Source organism: Haladaptatus sp. DJG-WS-42 (assembly GCF_037198285.1).
GTDB lineage: Archaea > Halobacteriota > Halobacteria > Halobacteriales > Halococcaceae > QDMS2.
In genome coordinates this window covers 102,624-120,460 of record NZ_CP147243.1, presented here as the reverse complement: position 1 = coordinate 120,460, position 17,837 = coordinate 102,624, and the positions used below count along the sequence as shown (strand labels likewise).

The following is a 17,837-nucleotide window of genomic DNA, read 5'->3' as shown; positions in this document are numbered from 1 at the left end:
TGGCAGTTCGTGCCATGAGTACCGATACCGTCCGCACGTTCGAGTCCGCACTCGATGGGAAGGCGGACGACATCGTGCGAACGTCTCCAGATACGTTTTCGACCGACCTCGCCGCCCTTCTCGAACCACCTACCGTCGGCACCGCACTCCGGGGATCGCTCTCGTACGACGACGCCTCCGTCACCGTTGACCCGACGCCGCAAGAACTGCTCGCCGCGGAAACCGGCGTCTCGCACGCCGGTCTCGCCGTCGCCGACTACGGAACCGTCACCCTCCGGACGACGACTGACGCAGACGAGTTCATCTCGCTCTATCCGAGTCGCCACGTCATCGTCGTTGCGGAGGCGGACATCACACCGAGCATGACCGACGCATTCTCCCAACTCGAAGAAGAGTTTGACGCAGGCACGCGCACCCAAATTCTCGCCACCGGCCCAAGTGCGACCGCCGACATGGGCTCGCTCGTTCGCGGTGTCCACGGCCCTGAGAGCATTCACGTGCTCATCGTGGAGGAACGATGAGTTCGCGCCGACAGAAGGCGGCGGCGTTGCGAAAGCTCATGGACGAAGAGGGTGACGCCGTCAGAACCAACACACGCGGCCTCGCGGAACTCGCCGACTTCAACGTCGCTCACTTCGACCGCTACGAAGCACTCAGAGAGGAGGCGCGAGCCATCAAGGAAGATGCCATCGAACGCCTTCCAGACCTCATCGAGGAGGTCACCGAGGCCGTCGAAGCCAACGGCGGGCAGGTGTACGTCGCAGCCGACGCCGAGGATGCGAACCGCTACGTCGAGGATGTGATGGCCGCAAAGGACGCGGAGTCGCTCGTCAAGAGCAAGTCGATGACGACCGAGGAACTCGAACTCAACGCACACCTCGAAGCCGCTGGATACGAGGTGTGGGAAACCGACCTCGGCGAGTTCGTCATCCAGTTAGCCCACGAGACGCCGAGTCACTTGATTGGCCCGGCGCTCCACAAATCGACCGACGAAATCGCCGACCTGTTCAACGACCACTTCGACCTCGATGAGCCGCTCCCTGACGACCCGCAAGCGCTCACCACGTTCGCCCGCGATATCGTCGGCGAGAAGATCATTGAGGCCGACGTGGGCATGACCGGGGCGAACTTCATCGTCGCTGAATCGGGAACGCTCGCCATTGTCACGAACGAGGGCAACGCCCGCAAATCTGCGGTCACGCCGGACACCCACGTCGCGGTGGCGGGCGTTGAAAAACTCGTTCCGACCCTCGCAGACCTCCAACCGTTTGTCGAACTCATCGCCCGCACAGGAACGGGTCAGGATATCACGTCGTACGTCTCGCTGCTCACGCCACCGGTAGAGACCCCCACAATCGATTTCGAGGCAAACGAGTTCGGGACGGGCGAGCGCGACTTCCACCTTGTGCTCGTCGATAACGGCCGCCGCGAGATGCGCGCGGACGAAGACCTCCGCGAGACGCTCTACTGCATCCGGTGTGGCGCGTGTGCGAACACCTGCGCCAACTTCCAAGCCGTCGGCGGTCACGGCTTCGGTGGCGAGACGTACACCGGCGGCATCGGTACGGGCTGGGAAGCCGGAATCTCGGGACTCGACACCGCAGCTGAGTTCAACGACCTCTGTACCGGGTGTTCACAGTGCGTGCCGACCTGCCCGGTGAAAATCGACATTCCGTGGGTGAACACGGTGGTTCGCGACCGCGTGAATCGCGGCAAACCACAGGACGAACTTGGCTTCCTCGTCGAAGGCTTGACGCCGGACGAAGAACCGGGAACCCTCGACCTGCAAAAACGTGTGTTCGGCAACGCGGGCACGCTTTTCAAACTGGGCAGTCGCTTCGCGCCCGTCTCGAATTGGGTGGGGAAGATTGGCCCGGCGCGAAGGCTGCTCGAATCGGTCGCTGGTATCGACGCTCGCCGCGACCTGCCCGAGTTCGCAGGCGAGACGCTCCGTGAGTGGATGGCCGAGCGCGAACCGGTGGCAGCGTACGACCGCGACGTGGTGCTCTATCCAGACATCTACACGAACTACGTGAATCCGGCGCGCGGGAAAGCCGCCGTGCGCGTGCTCGAAGCGCTCGACTGTCGGGTGCAGATTCCGCATCTCGAAGAAAGCGGGCGCGCGCCGTTGTCACAGGGAATGGTCGAAACCGCACGCACGCAGGCGAAAACCGTCTACGGGCAGGTGGCAGAGCACATCGACGCGGGGAGAGATATTGTGGTCATCGAACCGAGCGATCTCACGATGTTCCGCGACGATTACGAGAAGTTCCTCGAACCCGCCTCCTTCGAGCGCATTTCGGGGGCGAGCTACGAGGTGTTCGAGTACGTGTACGGGCTGCTCGAAAACGGCGCGGATGCGTCTGCGCTCACTGAAGGTTCCGAAACAGAACTTGCCTACCACAGCCACTGCCAGCAACGCTCGCACGGGTTGGCAGCGTACACGGAAGCCGTCCTCGCTGACCTCGGCTACGACGTACAAACCTCGTCTGCTGACTGCTGTGGGATGGCCGGGAGCTTTGGCTACAAAGAAGAGTACTACGAGGTGAGCATGGACGTCGGTGAACAGTTGGCCGAGGAGTTTGCTGATGCCACGCAGGTTGTCGCAAGCGGCACGTCGTGTCAAGAACAGTTGGCGGCGTTCAGAACCGAGTCGCCGCTCCACCCCATTGAACTGATACAACCCTGACACCCGCGTCGGCGCTGCGTCAGACGCTCAGCCAAGAGTTAAGGCCCCTTGGACAGACCTCGAATGTATGGACGCAATGCCGCAAGAAATTACGAGCCTTGTCGGCCGCGAAGTCTACTCCAACAACGGGGTGTTCGTGGGTGAGGTCGAGGATATTCGACTCGATCTCGACCAAGAGGTTGTGACGGGGCTCGCGCTGAGTCAGCTCAACACCGACCTGTTCCGAAACCGGCTCGAAGGGCACCGTGGGGTCATCATTCCGTACCGCTGGGTACGCGCTGTGGGCGACGTGGTGCTCATCAACGACGTCGTAGAACGTCTGCGCCAACCAGAAGAAGACGACGAAATCGCGGCCTAATTTCCGTTTCCGCTTTCACTGCTACTGCTGGCTCCTTCGACCCCCATCGCCTGAAAGAGCTTTCTGCGGACGGCTTCTTCAACGAGTTGGAGGAGGGTGTCACGGTTGCTTTCGGTCGTTTCGATACCCGTGAAGATGCCGAGTGGAATCGAGACGTTGGCGTCGGTCGAGTGACCCGTCGCCTCGCCGAGTTCGCCAAAGGCATCTTGGAGGACGTTTCTGATGTTCAGCCGGATGTCCTTCGACCGGGCAGCGAGGTAGATGGTGTCGTCGTCCAAGGCGAACACCGCAGTCGTCGTGATACCCTCTAAGTTGAGGAGGTGTTGGGCGGCTTGCGTGAGGGCATCGCGGTCGCGGATGAAGCCAGCGTTCGAGACGAGATGACTGCCTTTCACGTCACGATTCCGGATGGCTTCTGCAAGCACGTCGAGCGTCTCGGGGCTCATGCTCGGCGACTCGACCTGTTCGAGCGTGTCGTGGTCAGCAAACGGATAGAGATAGGCCGCGGCGGTCAGGTCTGCGGGCGTCGTATCGCGCTTGAAATCGAGCGTCTCAGCGCGAATCCCGTAGAGCAGCGCCGTGGCGACTTCCTTGCCGAGCGTTAAATCGAACTCTTGGACGTACTTCGTGAGAATCGTGGAGGTCGAAGAGACGTTCGGGCGCACGTCCATGAACGCTGCATCGTACTCAGGGTCAGGTTCGAAGTGGTCAATGAAAATGTCGGCTTCGACGTCCACCGCGTTTTCCGCAGCTTTCGCGTGGTCTACGAGCGCGATGGTGTCGTAGTCATCGAGGTTGACTCCGTCACGGGAGACGAGGTCGATGCCGAGCAGGTTGACGAAGGCTCTGTTCTCTTGGTGGCCAATTTCGCCATCATAAAGAATGTCGGCTTCGACGCCGCGGGCGCTCGCAATTGCCTGAAGGGCAACCGCGCTCGCGATGGAGTCGGGACCGGGGTTATCGTGGGTGATAATCGCCATCTTCGACTCCGTGTCGTCGATGACTTCGGCGAGCTGTTCGGCTTTGTATTCGAGTTCGCCGCTTTCGAGAGCGCGCAGGGCGGAATCCGCGATGACAGAAGACGGGTTGATGACAACGTCCGCACCGGCTTTCGTGAGTTCATCCGCCGAAACGGGGTCTGAGGCACGGACGACGATGAACTGCTCGCCGCCGCGCTCGCGGATGTTCTCTACGGCTTCCCGGTTTGCGGCCACGTCTGAAGAGAGAATCAAAATGACGTCCGTCTCATCTAACTCTGCGATGACGTCTTCTTCGCGAATGTCTGCGGTTTTCGCGTTCAAATCCTGGTCACGCAGGGCCTCGACGCGTCCGGGGTCTTGGTCTAAGATGAGAACCTCCTTCCCCTCATCCACCAACTCCTCTGCGACGGCGTGCCCGACGCTACCACAGCCAAGAATCGCGTAGGACGACATCGAAGCCATCGTGATGCCTGTACTCATCGTAATCGGACTATCCCGCGGACGATACTTATATTGCCCACCTTTTGTCCCTCATTCGGCTTGTTTCACCCTGTCGTTCGCCACGTATCGTGGCTTACACGCCAGCAGAAATCTCTCTATCGGCGGTGGTTCTTCAGGTGGTGTCATGCGACGACGTGACGGCCGCCTGCCGAAACACAACCTATATTAATCAACCGCCGTTAGGTGAATTTGCGTGGGCCGGTAGCTCAGTTAGGCAGAGCGTCTGACTCTTAATCAGACGGTCGCGTGTTCAAATCGCGCCCGGCCCGCTTCACTTCGTGAGGAATTGTATCCAACAGACGGAAGTCCGTCAGTTAAATACTGAACTGAGATTAGGCGATTGAGTTCGTCACCTACCGAATCGATTGGGCCACAGTCCTGCGATAATCTGTAGTCAACTTCGACCAGCATAAGCGTATGTCACTGTTCCAATTCGCTGAACCGCTCAACAGATGACTCGAATAGCTTATCGCCTAAAGAGGCTGTATCCAACAGGATGTCGGTTGATAGAAGTGATGCACACACGCACTTCCTGAGAACATCAACTCGACAACCTGAGACCGTCTCGCTTTTCGAGCCCGTAGCTGACCAACACCAGTCCAGATAGCCCCGAGAGGGTGAGGACAAGCACTGTGTGACTCCGGGGGTACGTGTTGTCGCCGTGGATGACTGAATACTGAAAGTCCTTCCCGTCTTTCCGCACGTAGCGATGGGCAAGGATGCTCCGAACCGCCTCCGGGTCTTCTGACTCATAGACCGCAACCACCGTCCTATCCTGTTGAGCGCCATCAAACGACGCCTGTGCCGCTGGTGGGAGCTGACTGTACGCGATGACCTTCGTCGCAGGAGGTGTGTCCTCAACTGGTTCGACCGTTGCTATTGCATAGCTCGCTCCGGCGGGTGGCGCTGTTGCCAGCCCATACACACCGATTCCGGCAAAGACGAGACAAGCTATCCCAAGGAGAAGAGCACCACCCCTCAGCCACCCAGTGACCATTTCATGTTAGTTGGTTGCCTAATCTATGGGCTTTTCGGCTGATGAGTTGCTGCATCCTTCTCCTGTATCCGATACTTCATTGAAACCTCTCACAGCAGGAGGATTCTAACGGGTCTACGGTTCCTGTCCGCCAGCAGGAACCCCCACAACGAGAACGGTTGTGACATTGGGCGAAAATACTCGTTCAGGGGGAGCGTTAGTCGGCACGAAGATTTTTGGTGATTTTGGAACCGTTGGTATAGGTGTACCAGTTATTCCAGTAAGATTGACCAAGCACAAAATTGATTATCTATTGATGTCTCCTCAGCAGAGTTATGCTCACTACGAACCAGCGATTTATCCATGACGGTGAGATTGTCCCCGTCGATTGGCAGCAGTACCAGAGAAATCCTCACAGATACTCCGGAGTAGCTCAACCCAGTCCCCCTCTAAGAACTCTTGAAGAGCCAGACACAAACAACGCGACCCACATTCGGTATCAAGACATTGAGGGGGCAACAGAGGATTATTTCAAATTCAAGAATTTAGACTTCTACAACCGGGGGCTGAAAAATGGTGGTTGGGTGAACAAGAAATGGTACAACTATCAAAACAATTTACACTTGATTGAAATAATCTCAGGACATTTGGAATTGACCACGTTCCAGCTTTCCAGTGTCAGACACTCATTCCTGAGTTTGAACCTCAGAGAGTGGGGACAACGGGCCGAACTGATTGCCTTCTGTGTCTGTGCAGTAATCGTTCATCAGGACGAAACAGAACGGTCGTATCACTACAACCAGAAGCCTGAAAATCGAGATAAGTTGTTCTCGGAGGTTGCGAAAAATCTTGGACTGTCTGAAAAGGAGATTAGACGAGAATATGCAAAATTGGAGAATTACTTCCGGAATCCTGACTCGGCAGACCCAATGCGGTACCTGCAATTCGAAGAACGAGAACGCCTAGCAGACGGCACGATGAGGGGTATATAAAGGGTAAACCATTCTATTGAGTGATGAGTATCCTCCCAAGAACAGGGTGATAAACCTCGTATTTTCGGTCTGGTAGTACGCAGGAAGCGCCGCCCACCAACTCGACCGAAGGGAGAGAGTGGGCCTGTGAGGATTCTTCAGTCCTACTTGACTTCCAGTTCGGGTGGTGCGGTGGATTGTAGCGGAGGCTTCCTGCGTACTGACAGAGCCATACTTTCGGCTACAGTTCTTGTTTAAATCAAGTATATAAGCTAACCACGATAGAACGTTTGTGTCTGTTGTTCTCAGTCGTTTCCAGCAAAAAAATGGAACGGGAGCATGGACGCTCGAAGATAGCAAATGTTGTGCTGTGAGGCTCTAACGTATATTTTATATTGATATTTTCAGTCTACAGAAAGTACTTATTCGCATATCAATAATGTGGGTATCAATGAATAATCGCCCATTCTTTTCAGTCTTATTGGTAATCGTTGGAGTACTGGTCGTGGGTGTTGTGGTAACTAACCAAAGTGCAAAAAATACTGCGCTGACACAGGAGGAAGCGTATTTAGAAACAACGTTAGAAAATGCATCCTGTCTCACAGCGTGGGACACGTCTGAAGTCACTTCTAAGAAACGAGCATCAGTCATTAGTTACAGTCTCGATGGACATGTGGTGAAGGTTTCTCACCCCTACTCATATAGTACCAACCAAACAGATGCTGATAGTTCATCTAAGGCGACCTACTTGGTTAGTGGGAATGAAGCGCATCTGTTAGAGAGAATGCCATTGAACCTCCCCTGTTAGTTCTATGTCTGTTGAATAAGGGATTGCACGAATGAGTTCCAGCATAAAATTCTGAAGTTCGGGGACATCTCGCTCCTATTCAGCTGTGTTCGTCCATGAACCGCCACTGTCTATCGAGACGGTCTCCATCCGTCGGTTCATCGTAGTGGTCATTGATGACCTCTGGAGAGGCGTCCACGCGCTCTGAGAGGTTATTCACGGGCCACCCGTCATTCAGGTGGTGGGTGATGCTTGCGCCCCTGAGAGCGTGCGGATGGTAGTTGTACGGGCAGGTAGCACATTGTTCGTGTTCTTGCCGAGCTTCGCACACGTCTGGGTTGCGTCCGCCCGGACACTCAAGCCCGATACGACATGGCTGGGTGTACTTGTACGTCCACATTCGGATAGTCCCCTTTGCGGCCCGTCCGAACGACGTGGTGATGAGCGGGTCTCGTCCGTACTTGTCCTGCGTGGGTTCCCGCGTGTTCTCAAGGTAGTCATCCAGCAGGTTGCACGTCCGGTCATTCAGTGCAACTGGTCGCTCTCCTGACTCTCCATTCTTGAGCGTGGTTCCTGTCTCAGGTCGGTGCTTGAGCTTCAGGTACGCTTTCCGGGGGTAGTAGTCCCCGAAGTCGAGGCTGTGTAACCCACCTGTTCGCATCGCGGTTTCCCAGAGCAAGGTGAGCGCTACGTGCTTGTTAGTCGCGTAGTGGAACTTTCGCAGGTAGTCAAGGGCGGCCAGTATCTGCTCTGGGTCTGCGTCCTTCGTCCGTTTCTTCTCTCGTTTGCTGACGGAGGGAACCCGGACGTTCTCTGCGACATGCGGGTGAACTGCGTCGATGCTCGCACACCAGCTCAAGAACACTTTGAGCGTTGAGGTCTGGGTACGCAGGCTCACTTTGTTCAACCCCCCTTCTCGCTGCCGCCACGTTTTGTATCGCTCGACCTTCCTGCCGTCTATCTGGTTCATGTTGTCAATCCCGGTTTGGTCACACCAGCGCAGGAAGTGACCCAGTCGGGATTTGTGGGCGTAGATGGTGTTGGTACTGTACTCTTGGGTCTGTGCGTCGAGATACCAGTCGTAGGCGTCTCGTGGGCTGATAGGCTCCAAAGTATTTTCGGGCATGTTGCTCCATCGCAGAGCCTGTAGCCTCTCCATCCGGGTCGCCTGTTGCGGTTTCCGCGAGCGAAGCGAGTGGGTTCAAATCGCGCCCGGCCCGTTTTTGCCACGAATCAACTGATGAGTGGCAAAACGGCTACGAGCGATTTGAAGTAGACGAGTCGCAGCGGCGAGCGGAGCGAGCCGACCGTCTCGGCGTAGTTCATAATCGCGCCCGGCCCGCTTCTCATAATTCATTACCCTCTGAGCACCGCGTAGCGTGTGCTCTGAACAGCTGAATTATGTGCGGGTTACAAGCGATTTGAACGAAGGAGCGAACGCAGTGAGCGACTGGGGTTCATAATCGCGCCCGGCCCGTTTTGCAACGAATCAACCGATGAGTGGCATAGTTATTTTGCAGGGGTGACGAATCGCTCAGTCCCCTTTTTCACCAAGTATGGGATGCGTTGAGAGAGATACAGTCCGATTTTCGTTTGCCAATCAGCGGTTATTACTTGATCAGTCGATTCGATTTGTGCAGCCAATTTCCGGCCCACATCAGCGGGATCACTTAACAGTGATTCTGGATATCCAAGTTCCGCTGCCGACTCAGTGTTCGAAAGCGGTGGGTGCATCAGCGTACACGAGACGTTTTCATGTTGCAGTTCCAGTCGCAGAGACCGGACAAGTGCTTCGATTGCACCCTTTGTTGAAGCGTAGCCAGTGAGTCCGGGATGGCCAACGAGACCCGCCCCGGAGCTCACGTTGTGGATGATGCCCTCATTTCGGGCTCGCATGTGTGGCAAGACGGCGTGAATCATCCGAATGTAGCCGAAGTAGTTCACCTCGAATTCGCGTTTCGTGTCGGCAAGCGACTGGGCTTCAAAGGGCGCGAAATTGAATATCGCGGCGTTATTGACGAGAATATCAATGCGCCCCCAGTCGTCGATTATCTCCTCGATTGCTGTTTCAACCGCGTCATCTGCGGTCACATCACACGCAACGAAACGAACCTGCTCTGGGTGAGTTTTCTGAAGTGACAAGATGTGTTCGCCGTTGATATCCAGCCCAGCAACGCGGTAGCCGCTTTCGAGGAGTGATGTGAGCATGTGGTAGCCAATGCCCTCATTCGCCCCGGTGATAACGACGATTCGGTTTTTCGCAGCCAACGACATTACACAGATGATACGTCAGATACAGCTATTAGCTCGTTGGCAAATTGCCCGCGTTGCTCAGACACACCTCCGTTCTCAAGCAGTTATACAGAGCCCAGTATTGGCGTGGGTAACGGCCAACGGATGTATCTTCGCTGAAAGTACCCAGAAGCATCAGTACTCCCACCAGTTCGGGTCGTCAATCTCCCCGTCTCTAAACGGCCGAGGCAGTTCCTCGTTCGATTCGGCCCCAAGCGCATAGCCGAGGTAGTACCCAACAATCCAGCCGGTGTCGCCTGAGTCGTACCCAGCCACAGTTATCGTAGCATTTGAGTAGTATTCGAACGCCGGGTCGTCGTCTGTGTCGTAGCCGAACACGCTGATGTCGGTGTAGGGTTCGGTTCGCTCGTCGCCCACGTTGATGACGATGTCCGCCTCTTCGCGGGTGTCCACGACGACCAACTCGAGCTGGTCGGGTTCCGTTCCTTCTGCGCCGTTGTTGTAGTAGTCAAGCGCTTGCTCGATCTTCGTCTCGTAGGCGTAGTCGATGCCGTCGTCCACGTTCGAGTAGTTGACGAACACGGTGAGGGTGGCCTGGTTGAACGGGATTCGTCGCTCAGTCGCGTTCGGAATCGAGAGGGAGGTGGCGTTGGTGTACGCCGTCATGAACGCCGGTGGCGTCTCGTGGCCCAAGCCGAGGGTGTGGCCGAGTTCGTGCTTGATGGTTTTCACGGTCGTCTCGTTCACGAAGCCAGTGGCGATGTAGACGACGGTTGGCGAGGGGAGTTCGTTCTCGGGTGAGTATCGTGGCGCACACCCGAGCAGGTCTTCGGAGGTGAGTGAACCACAGCGCTGAATCGTTGGGCTCATCCTGAGTATCACGTCGACCTCGCTCGAATTTTCGACGATCTCGAACTCAACTTCAGCAGCCGTGTACTGCGTACTGTTGGTCTCCCAGTAGTCGAGCGCCGCTTCGACGAGCGGCGTGTAGTTGCGGGAATCCTGTTCTGGTTTCTCGATGGCCACTGTCACCGGGTTCTTGTTCCACGGATTGATGGGTGGAGCCTCGGTGGTTGGTTGAGCCGTCGGCTGGGCTGTGGTCGTTGCGGGAGACGTGGTGGATTCAACCGTCGTAGACGGAGTGACTGACGGCGTCTCAGTCGTCGCCATTTCGGTTGGCGTTGGTGTCGTTTGGGTTGCGGTATCGACAGGGCTGGCGCCACACCCGGCCAAGAGCACCAATACGACAGCGAGCACAGTCTTATCCACGATAATGTGATTAAATTGTCAACAGTATAAAGTCTGGTGAGAATTTGAGCGGTGCATCGCCTTTATCGCACGCAACGAACATTTTACAGAGGATATGACGACCATTCGGCGGTGTCCTGACTGTGGGGTCACGATGGAAGAGATGGAGATGCGAACCGACGATGGCTTCAAACTCTATCTCGTCACGAACGAACCAAAGCCGGGCTTTCTCGGCGGACTCGGCGTCAAAGAGAAGGTCAAAACCCTCGTTGCAGTCTGCCCGGAGTGTGGGCTCATTCGCCACTACGCAGATCAATAGCTCCGCCATCGGCAGATTGCCGTGCGAGTTTTTCGAACTTTCCCGCTAAAGGAGCGCTCACGGTTGTTCACGACCCGCGTATCATCGCAACGTTTCCGACGCCGTGCTCGACCACCTGTTGCGTAATCGTGCCGAACGGAATCTGAGCACCGTCGGTTCGTTGAGACAAGCCAACACAGATGGTGTCGAATCGGCCGAGTGCGCCGAGAATCGCGGCAGTGACGTCGTCGCTGACGATGACCTCGACGTTGTATTCATCGGGTTCAAGCCCCGCACGTTCTGCGACTTCTTCAATGAATGTCTCGCCGCGTTGAATCGCGTCTGCTTCGTCCGCCTGTGGCGGTTGGATGTTCAGGAGGGTTGGGGTGGTTCCTTCGACGGAGGCAAACTCCACGGCGCGTCTGGCGACGACCGGGGCGTTCGGCCCGGGTGCGACGAGCGCCACTGGCGACCCAATCGTCTCGGTTCGGAGCGTGACGAGCGACGTGGGACAGTCGGCGTCGTTGATTATCGAATCGAGCGTGTGACCGAACAGCGAATCAGCATCGCCAAGCGTCCCGTCCCAGCCGAGGAGGAGGTGGTCTGCGCGTTCGGCTTTGAGCACGTCGAGCACCGCTTTGTCGATGGTGGGGGCGACCATCGCCCGGGTACGGAGGTGGACGTCTTCGGTCGCGGCGATTTCGTGGGCGGCTTCGAGCAGTTCGTGTTGGTGGTCGAGGCGATCTGATTCAACGTTCTGTAACGGCGAGGGGTGTTCGACCTGAACGACATTGACCGCAACGAGTTCCGGCGTCCCTTGTTCGTCGTTCGCGTGCGCGCTGGCGGCGGCGAGTCTGAGAAGCCCGCGTTGCGTGGCTGGATTGGCGACGGGAACGACAACGCGGTACACCTCGGCTGGTGCGCGCCGGAGTGCCTCGCCGATGAGTCCCTCGCCCACGACGCGGCTTCTCGCGTAGACGAAATACCACACCACGCCAAGCGCGACGATGCTTGACCCGATGAGGATGATAACGGGCGCCATCTGCGAGATGACGACGAACGAGAGGAGCACGCCGAGGATGGGAACGACCGGATAGAGCGGGAAGGGGAGCCTGAACGACGGGTCGTACTCGTCGGGGTCGGCCCGCCGGAAGACGATGAGCGCGAGGTGAACGAGTGAGTAGGAGACGAGGAAGCTGAAACTCGCCGCTTCAGCGAGGAGGGCGATGATAGCGTCAACTTTGAGGCCGACCAGTATGAGGAGAGCCGTGAGCCCGCCGGTCGCGAGAATGGCGCGGTGGGGCGTCCGGAAGCGCGCGTGGCTCACGTTCATCCAGTTGGTCACGAGACCGTCTCGGCCCATGGCGTAAACGACGCGCGAGGCGGCGAGAATCGACGAATTCGAACTCGAAATCGCGGCGATAATCGCGGCGAACACGATGGCAACCCCACCAACCGAACCCAGGTACACTGCGGCAACGTCAGAGACGGGGATGGGTGACTGCCCAAGCGATTCGAACGGGATGACGCCCGTGCTGACAAGCATGACGAGGACGTAGAGGAACGTTACGAGCACCACGGAGAGAATCATCGACAGCGGAATCGTTCGGCTTGGATTCTTGATTTCGCCCGCGACGGTGGCGATGATTTCGAATCCGAGAAACGAGATGAAAACGATGCCGGTCGTGGCGAGAATTCCGCTGGGGCCGGTCGGCGCAAATGGCTCCAGATTTTCCGGGACGATAAAGAACACGCCAACGGCGACGAAGACGACGATGATTGCCGTCTCTGCCAGAATCATGACGTTCTGGAGGGAACTCGATTCCTCCGTGCCGTAGTAGTTGACCCCGATGAGCAACGCCAAGCCAATGAGTCCAAGGATGATGACGAACACGCGCCCATCGAGGAACGGAATGGGTGCAACCAGATACTGCCCAAAGCCGACCATGTAGAAGGCGCTTGCGAACATCAGGCCGGTCCACATGCCCCAGCCGACGATTGCGCCGAACAGTCCACCAAGCGCGCGATTGACGTAGTGGTAGCTCCCGCCCGCAATCGGCATCCCCGTCGCCAACTCGGAGAGTGAGAGCGCCGCGAGCAACGCGACGAAGCCAGCGATGGCGTACGAAACAGAACTTGCCGGTCCGGCGAGTTCCGCTGCGATGCCGGGGAGGATGAAAATTCCGGCACCAATCATCGTGCCGCCACCGAGCGTCATCGCTTCGAGGAAGCCGAGGGTTCGCTCTAACTCACCGCCGCCGGTGCTCATGGCCGCTCCGCAAGAATTTCACACGACACGAGAGCGATCATCACTCGACATCCCGGACGATGAGCGCGGGAATTTCGATGCTGTCGATAATCCGTGAGAGCACGTCGCCGATAATGCGTTCTCGAAGCGAGGGTTCTGTTTCACCGAGAATCACGATGTCGTACTCGCTACACAGTGCGATGATTTCGTCCTGTGGACTTCCTCCCTCTCCGAGTCGCCACTCAATCCGTGATTCGTCGATTCCGTATTCAGTCAGGCGCTCGACCGCCCCACGGAGAAGAAATTCACCGTGACTCCGGTTCGTGTCTTCGGTGACCGAGTGAAACAGGGTGACCGTAGCGTCGCTTGCGCGAACGAGGTTCGCAACGACCGAGATGATGCGGGTGAGGTTTACATCGCCACGGAGTGGGACGAGAATGCGATTGATGACGGCTGTGTCACCACCCGCCAAGACCGCGTCACAGCCGTGCTGGTGAGCAATCCGGTCGATTGTGGCTTCTCGGTCGTGGGTGAAAACGAGCACGTCGGTTAGGTCACGCCTGCCGTCAGCGATTGCGTTCAGTCTGGTTACCGCTTCGGCTTCGTATTCGTCTTTGATGAGTGCCGGTTCTGCTTGGTCCGGCACCGGAAAGTAGCCGAGCAACACGACCTCGATTGGTTTGAGGAGGTCGAGAATCTGGAGCGGTGGGAGTTCTGACTCCGAAATATCGACCGGAACAAGAATCGTTAGTTCGTCAATCGGAGCCATATTGTGATACTATTTCACATGCAAAAGATATCAATTCATCGTAAGGGTTGACGCGAGAGAATTTCACGGGAAACCATAGTCGAAGTGTGGATTGATTACCAGATAAACTGCCCGTCGCTTTCCGTTCGTCTTAAAAATCACTCAACTTCGCCTCTGTCGCGCCTTTTGCGTCGCGGCCGAACTCAGAGAGCGCGACGAACTCCAGTCCATTGTCCCGGAGGGCCCGTTTCACGCGCTCTGAAGCAGAGGGCGCGACGAGCATCCCGCGCACGTCCTCGTTCGTGTCCTCGTAGAGCGAGACGTAGCGCTGGAGTTGGTCGAAGTGATTGAGCGTTGCCTGAATCCGTTTGACCTCGATAACGACCGGAACGCCGTCATCGTCTACGGCGTAGAAATCAATGTAGCCGTACTTCGACTCGCGTTCGTGTTCGACGATGCGGATGTCGGAGCCAAGCACGTTCGGGTTCTGCTCGATGAACTCGTGCATCTCGGCTTCCGTGCCCGAATCCTCGTATGTTGCGCCGTCTACCGCGTTGAACCGCGTGACCCCGTAGGTTTCTTCGATGCGAACTTCGACGCGCTCGCTCGGATTGGTTCGTCGCGCGAGCAAAACGGCGTCGCCATCACTGAGACGGGCGGAGACGCTGCCGCCGCCGGGCATCCAATTCACTGGTTTGTGACCCGTTGGCTGGTGGACGAGGAACGTGCCGTCGGGTTTGGCGACGAGGATGCGGTCGCCCGCGGCGAGATAGCCGCTTGTTCGCCCTTCGTAGGTCACTTCACAGCGCGCTTCGACGGTGAGCATCGAGCCGTCGCGAGCGGCTGCCTTCGCAGCTTCGACGACCGCTTTCGGTTCGGGAGATTCGAGTTGCGAGAGAGGCATGCGCTCTCTGAGTGAACTCACGGGCGGAAAATAAGGCTGAAGATTTCGGGTGGTCGCTATCCGCCAGCACGCGTCGCGCTGCCAATCTCGATTTCGACCAGTCGGTATTCGTAGCCGGACTCGCCGCCGTCGGTCGCCGTTGTGCGGTACTTCGCGTTCAGCTTCCGCCGTATCTCTGTCACCTTCTCGCGGTCGGTGACGATGCGGGCCATCCCGAGAATGCTGACCGCCCAGTAGCTCTCACGCGTGTTTTCGATTGATATTGCAACCCGCGGATTTTCCGCGATGTTCCGAAGTTTTCGCCCGCCGGTCATCAGGTACAGTTTGCTATTGTCGTAAACGTACCAGACGGGCGCGACGTGCGGGCGGTCGTCGTGCGAGGTCGCAAGGTGGGCGCTTGCACGCCCGGACGAGAGAAGGCGTTCGATGGTAGGGGACACAACCATGGCGCTCATAGGCTGTGCGAGTGGATAAGCCAGTTCTCGGTGCGCAGGTCGGTGCAAGGAAGGTTTTTCAGGCTCTGTAGAGTCGTTCGTACCATGCCCGGGGCCATCGTTCTCGAAGGGAAGCGCGTCTCGCTTGCGACCGTCGAAGCAGAAGACCTCGACTTTCTTCGCGACAACGTCAACCATCCTGCCGTGCGGGTGCCCGTTGGCCAACAACTCCCAACGAACGGCTATCAAGAGCGCCAGTACTTCGAGGAGATGAGCACGGACAATAACAGTCTCCAACTGCTCATCGTCAGCAACGACCGGCGCGTCGGCGTGGTCGAGTTAGACCCCATCGACCGCGAGACGGGGCAAGTCGAGTTGGCTTACTGGCTCGTACCCGACTATCAAGGCGAAGGCTACGCGAAAGCCGCCGTCGAACTCGCCATCGAGTATTGCTTCGACCAGCTTCGGATGCACCGGATTCAGGCTGCCGTGTTTTCGTTCAACGAAGCGTCGATGGGCCTGCTGAAACGCCTCGGCTTCACCGCAGAAGGCGTCCACCGTGAGGACGTGTTCATAAATGGCGAGTACCACGACACACACTACTTTGGCCTGCTCGAAGCTGAGTGGCGAAAAGCGTCCGCGCAGTAGCCTATTAAACCGCGAAAAAACGTTCCCTGCGGGGTTACTCTTGTGGGCTGTAGTTCGGCGCTTCGTCCGTAATCATCACGTCGTGTGGGTGGCCTTCCGTCTGGCCAGCCGAGGAGATGCGGACGAACTCAGCGCGTGCTTTGAACTCCGGCACCGTCGATGCGCCGACGTAGCCCATCCCGCTTTTCATCCCACCGACGAGCTGGTGGAGTTCGCTTGCGAGACTGCCCTTGTACGGCGTTGCGGCCTCGACGCCTTCGGGGACGTAGTCGTCTTCGTCCTCTGGTTCGTCTTTGAGGTAGCGGTCGCCGCCGCCCGAGCGCATCGCGCCGACGCTGCCCATGCCGCGGTACTGTTTGTACTTCTTGCCGTTCATCGTGATGACGCGGCCCGGTGCCTCGTCGGTTCCGGCGAAGTACGAACCGAGCATCACGGCGTCTGCGCCCGCGGCGAGTGCCTTGATGGCGTCGCCGGAGTAGCGAATCCCACCGTCTGCGATGACGGGAACGTCGTGTTTCGACGCCACGTCTGCGACCTGCGCGATGGCCGTAATCTGTGGCATTCCAGCACCCGTGACGACGCGAGTGGTACAGATGCTGCCGGGGCCGATACCGACCTTGATGCCATCTGCGAAGTCCACGATTTCCGCGGCGGCTTCGCGGGTCCCGACGTTGCCCACGACAACGTCCGCGGAGACCGTCTCCTGAATCTCGCGGGCGCTGTCGATGACGTTCATGTTGTGCGCGTGGGCGCAATCGATGAAGAGGACGTCCGCACCGGCTTCGTCCGCGGCTTGCGCGCGGTCGAGTTCGAACGGGCCGACGGCGACGCCACAGACGAGGCTGCCGGTCTCGTCGCGGGCGGCGTTGTCGTACTCACGACGGTGGAGGATGCCCTGCATCGTCACGAGGCCGATGAGTTTGTTCTCGGTGTCCACGATTGGGACACGCTCGATTTTGTGCTCGTACATGAGTTCGAGCGCCTCGCGTGCGGTGACGGCTTCCGTTGCGGTGATGACTTCGTCGGTCATCGCTTCGCGGACTTCGTCGCCTTCGCCGACTTCGAGGTACGGGCGCACGTCCGTCGCGCTGATGATGCCGAGCACCTTGTCGTCGTCGTCCACGACGGGTGCGCCACTGATGCCGCGTTGTTCCATGAGTTGGTCAACGGAGCGGATGGTCATGTCCGGGCTCGCGGTGACGACTTCGCGGATGATGAGGTCGTCTGCGGCCTTCACGCGGTTGATTTCTTCGACCATCGTCTCGACGTCCATGTTTCGGTGGAGGACACCAATGCCGCCCTGTCGGGCCATCGCGGTTGCGAGGTCGCTCTCGGTGACCGTGTCCATCGCCGCAGAGAGCACGGGCACGTTGATGCTGACGTTTTTCGAGACGTGCGTCTTCACGTCCGCGTCGTCGGGTTCGACACGGCTCTCTTTGGGTCTGAGCAATACGTCGTCGAAAGTGAGCGCCTCTGGGACTCTCAACTTCTGGGAGAATGGGTCGTCTTCGGGAACGTCGTTCGCCATATAAACCGTCGGAAAGGGTTCCTCAAAAACGTTGCGAGATATCGCCTGCGTGGTGGAACGTGTCACGCCACCCGGCGGGACCGGCATTCGCCACCACTCGACTGGTAAACTTCCGACATAACCCAATATAGTTTACGGCCAGGTGTAGACAATTGTCCACCAATTCTGTACACAAGTGTGGCTTCCCGTGCTGTGGGAACGTTTCACGTTCGATATTCGAGAGCCATGGAACCGTCTCTCACACAACGTTTATGTCTATAACTATT

16 protein-coding genes and 1 tRNA gene are annotated in these 17,837 nt (G+C 57.7%); 7 read left to right on the top strand and 10 right to left on the bottom strand.

All coding sequences use genetic code 11. The features are described 5' to 3' along the window. The first annotated feature begins 14 nt into the window (after positions 1 to 14). From V5N47_RS00640 to V5N47_RS00630, 3 genes are all read left to right on the top strand, one after another. Positions 15 to 521, top strand: coding sequence for an LUD domain-containing protein (locus tag V5N47_RS00640; RefSeq protein WP_338728851.1), 507 nt, complete (start codon positions 15 to 17; stop codon positions 519 to 521). Next, a complete protein-coding gene (locus tag V5N47_RS00635; RefSeq protein WP_338728849.1) occupies positions 518 to 2,689 on the top strand; it encodes an LUD domain-containing protein in 2,172 nt (723 codons plus the stop codon). The genes V5N47_RS00640 and V5N47_RS00635 overlap by 4 nt, the downstream gene beginning before the upstream one ends. A 67-nt stretch (positions 2,690 to 2,756) precedes the next feature. After that, positions 2,757 to 3,047: a PRC-barrel domain-containing protein gene (locus tag V5N47_RS00630; protein ID WP_338728847.1), complete on the top strand. Its 291-nt coding sequence runs from the start codon at positions 2,757 to 2,759 to the stop codon at positions 3,045 to 3,047. Here V5N47_RS00630 and V5N47_RS00625 read toward each other — a convergent pair. Beyond that, positions 3,044 to 4,507 carry a DHH family phosphoesterase gene (locus V5N47_RS00625; RefSeq protein ID WP_338728845.1) on the bottom strand — a complete coding sequence of 488 codons (1,464 nt, stop codon included), beginning with the start codon at positions 4,505 to 4,507 and terminating at the stop codon, positions 3,044 to 3,046. The two genes, V5N47_RS00630 and V5N47_RS00625, sit on opposite strands and share 4 nt — an antisense overlap. Positions 4,508 to 4,723: 216 nt before the next feature. On the opposite strand from V5N47_RS00625, the gene V5N47_RS00620 reads away from it, so the two are divergent. Continuing rightward, positions 4,724 to 4,797 (top strand) — tRNA-Lys (locus V5N47_RS00620). 272 nt (positions 4,798 to 5,069) lie between these two features. On the opposite strand, the gene V5N47_RS00615 is transcribed toward V5N47_RS00620, so the two are convergent. Next, the gene (locus V5N47_RS00615) at positions 5,070 to 5,453 is read right to left on the bottom strand and encodes a hypothetical protein (RefSeq protein ID WP_338728844.1); all 384 of its coding nucleotides are present in this window, start codon (positions 5,451 to 5,453) and stop codon (positions 5,070 to 5,072) included. Between the two features lie 386 nt (positions 5,454 to 5,839). On the opposite strand from V5N47_RS00615, the gene V5N47_RS00610 reads away from it, so the two are divergent. Next, on the top strand, positions 5,840 to 6,496 hold the full coding sequence (locus V5N47_RS00610) for a hypothetical protein (RefSeq protein WP_338728843.1): 657 nt from the start codon (positions 5,840 to 5,842) through the stop codon (positions 6,494 to 6,496). An 866-nt stretch (positions 6,497 to 7,362) separates the two neighbouring features. Here the strand turns inward: V5N47_RS00610 and V5N47_RS00605 are convergent. The 3 genes from V5N47_RS00605 to V5N47_RS00595 all read right to left on the bottom strand — a co-directional run bounded on the left by V5N47_RS00605 (position 7,363) and on the right by V5N47_RS00595 (position 10,784). Further along, on the bottom strand, positions 7,363 to 8,388 hold the full coding sequence (locus tag V5N47_RS00605) for a site-specific integrase (RefSeq protein WP_338728841.1): 1,026 nt from the start codon (positions 8,386 to 8,388) through the stop codon (positions 7,363 to 7,365). 383 nt (positions 8,389 to 8,771) lie between these two features. Next, positions 8,772 to 9,536: an SDR family NAD(P)-dependent oxidoreductase gene (locus V5N47_RS00600; protein WP_338728840.1), complete on the bottom strand. Its 765-nt coding sequence runs from the start codon at positions 9,534 to 9,536 to the stop codon at positions 8,772 to 8,774. Positions 9,537 to 9,689: 153 nt separating this feature from the next. Then, positions 9,690 to 10,784, bottom strand: a complete 1,095-nt coding sequence (locus tag V5N47_RS00595; RefSeq protein WP_338728839.1) for a hypothetical protein — start codon at positions 10,782 to 10,784, stop codon at positions 9,690 to 9,692. A gap of 94 nt (positions 10,785 to 10,878) precedes the next feature. Between V5N47_RS00595 and V5N47_RS00590 the strand changes: the two genes are divergently transcribed. Then, entirely contained in the window at positions 10,879 to 11,082 is a 204-nt protein-coding gene (locus tag V5N47_RS00590) for a hypothetical protein (protein WP_338728838.1), read from the top strand. A gap of 67 nt (positions 11,083 to 11,149) precedes the next feature. On the opposite strand, the gene V5N47_RS00585 is transcribed toward V5N47_RS00590, so the two are convergent. The 4 genes from V5N47_RS00585 to V5N47_RS00570 all read right to left on the bottom strand — a co-directional run bounded on the left by V5N47_RS00585 (position 11,150) and on the right by V5N47_RS00570 (position 15,407). Next, the gene (locus V5N47_RS00585) at positions 11,150 to 13,330 is read right to left on the bottom strand and encodes an amino acid permease (RefSeq protein ID WP_338728837.1); all 2,181 of its coding nucleotides are present in this window, start codon (positions 13,328 to 13,330) and stop codon (positions 11,150 to 11,152) included. A 40-nt stretch (positions 13,331 to 13,370) separates the two neighbouring features. Then, positions 13,371 to 14,078 (bottom strand): universal stress protein, encoded by a 708-nt coding sequence (locus V5N47_RS00580; protein WP_338728836.1) that lies wholly within the window; start codon positions 14,076 to 14,078, stop codon positions 13,371 to 13,373. A 130-nt stretch (positions 14,079 to 14,208) separates the two neighbouring features. After that, complete coding sequence (nucS, locus tag V5N47_RS00575; RefSeq protein ID WP_338728835.1) at positions 14,209 to 14,961, bottom strand: endonuclease NucS; 753 nt, start codon at positions 14,959 to 14,961, stop codon at positions 14,209 to 14,211. Positions 14,962 to 15,017: 56 nt separating this feature from the next. After that, positions 15,018 to 15,407: a pyridoxamine 5'-phosphate oxidase family protein gene (locus tag V5N47_RS00570; RefSeq protein ID WP_338728833.1), complete on the bottom strand. Its 390-nt coding sequence runs from the start codon at positions 15,405 to 15,407 to the stop codon at positions 15,018 to 15,020. A gap of 93 nt (positions 15,408 to 15,500) precedes the next feature. On the opposite strand from V5N47_RS00570, the gene V5N47_RS00565 reads away from it, so the two are divergent. Next, positions 15,501 to 16,043 carry a GNAT family protein gene (locus tag V5N47_RS00565; RefSeq protein ID WP_338728830.1) on the top strand — a complete coding sequence of 181 codons (543 nt, stop codon included), beginning with the start codon at positions 15,501 to 15,503 and terminating at the stop codon, positions 16,041 to 16,043. A 34-nt stretch (positions 16,044 to 16,077) separates the two neighbouring features. Here V5N47_RS00565 and guaB read toward each other — a convergent pair whose 3' ends face one another. Further along, on the bottom strand, positions 16,078 to 17,571 hold the full coding sequence (gene guaB, locus V5N47_RS00560) for an IMP dehydrogenase (protein WP_338728828.1): 1,494 nt from the start codon (positions 17,569 to 17,571) through the stop codon (positions 16,078 to 16,080). Between the last annotated feature and the right edge of the window lie 266 nt (positions 17,572 to 17,837).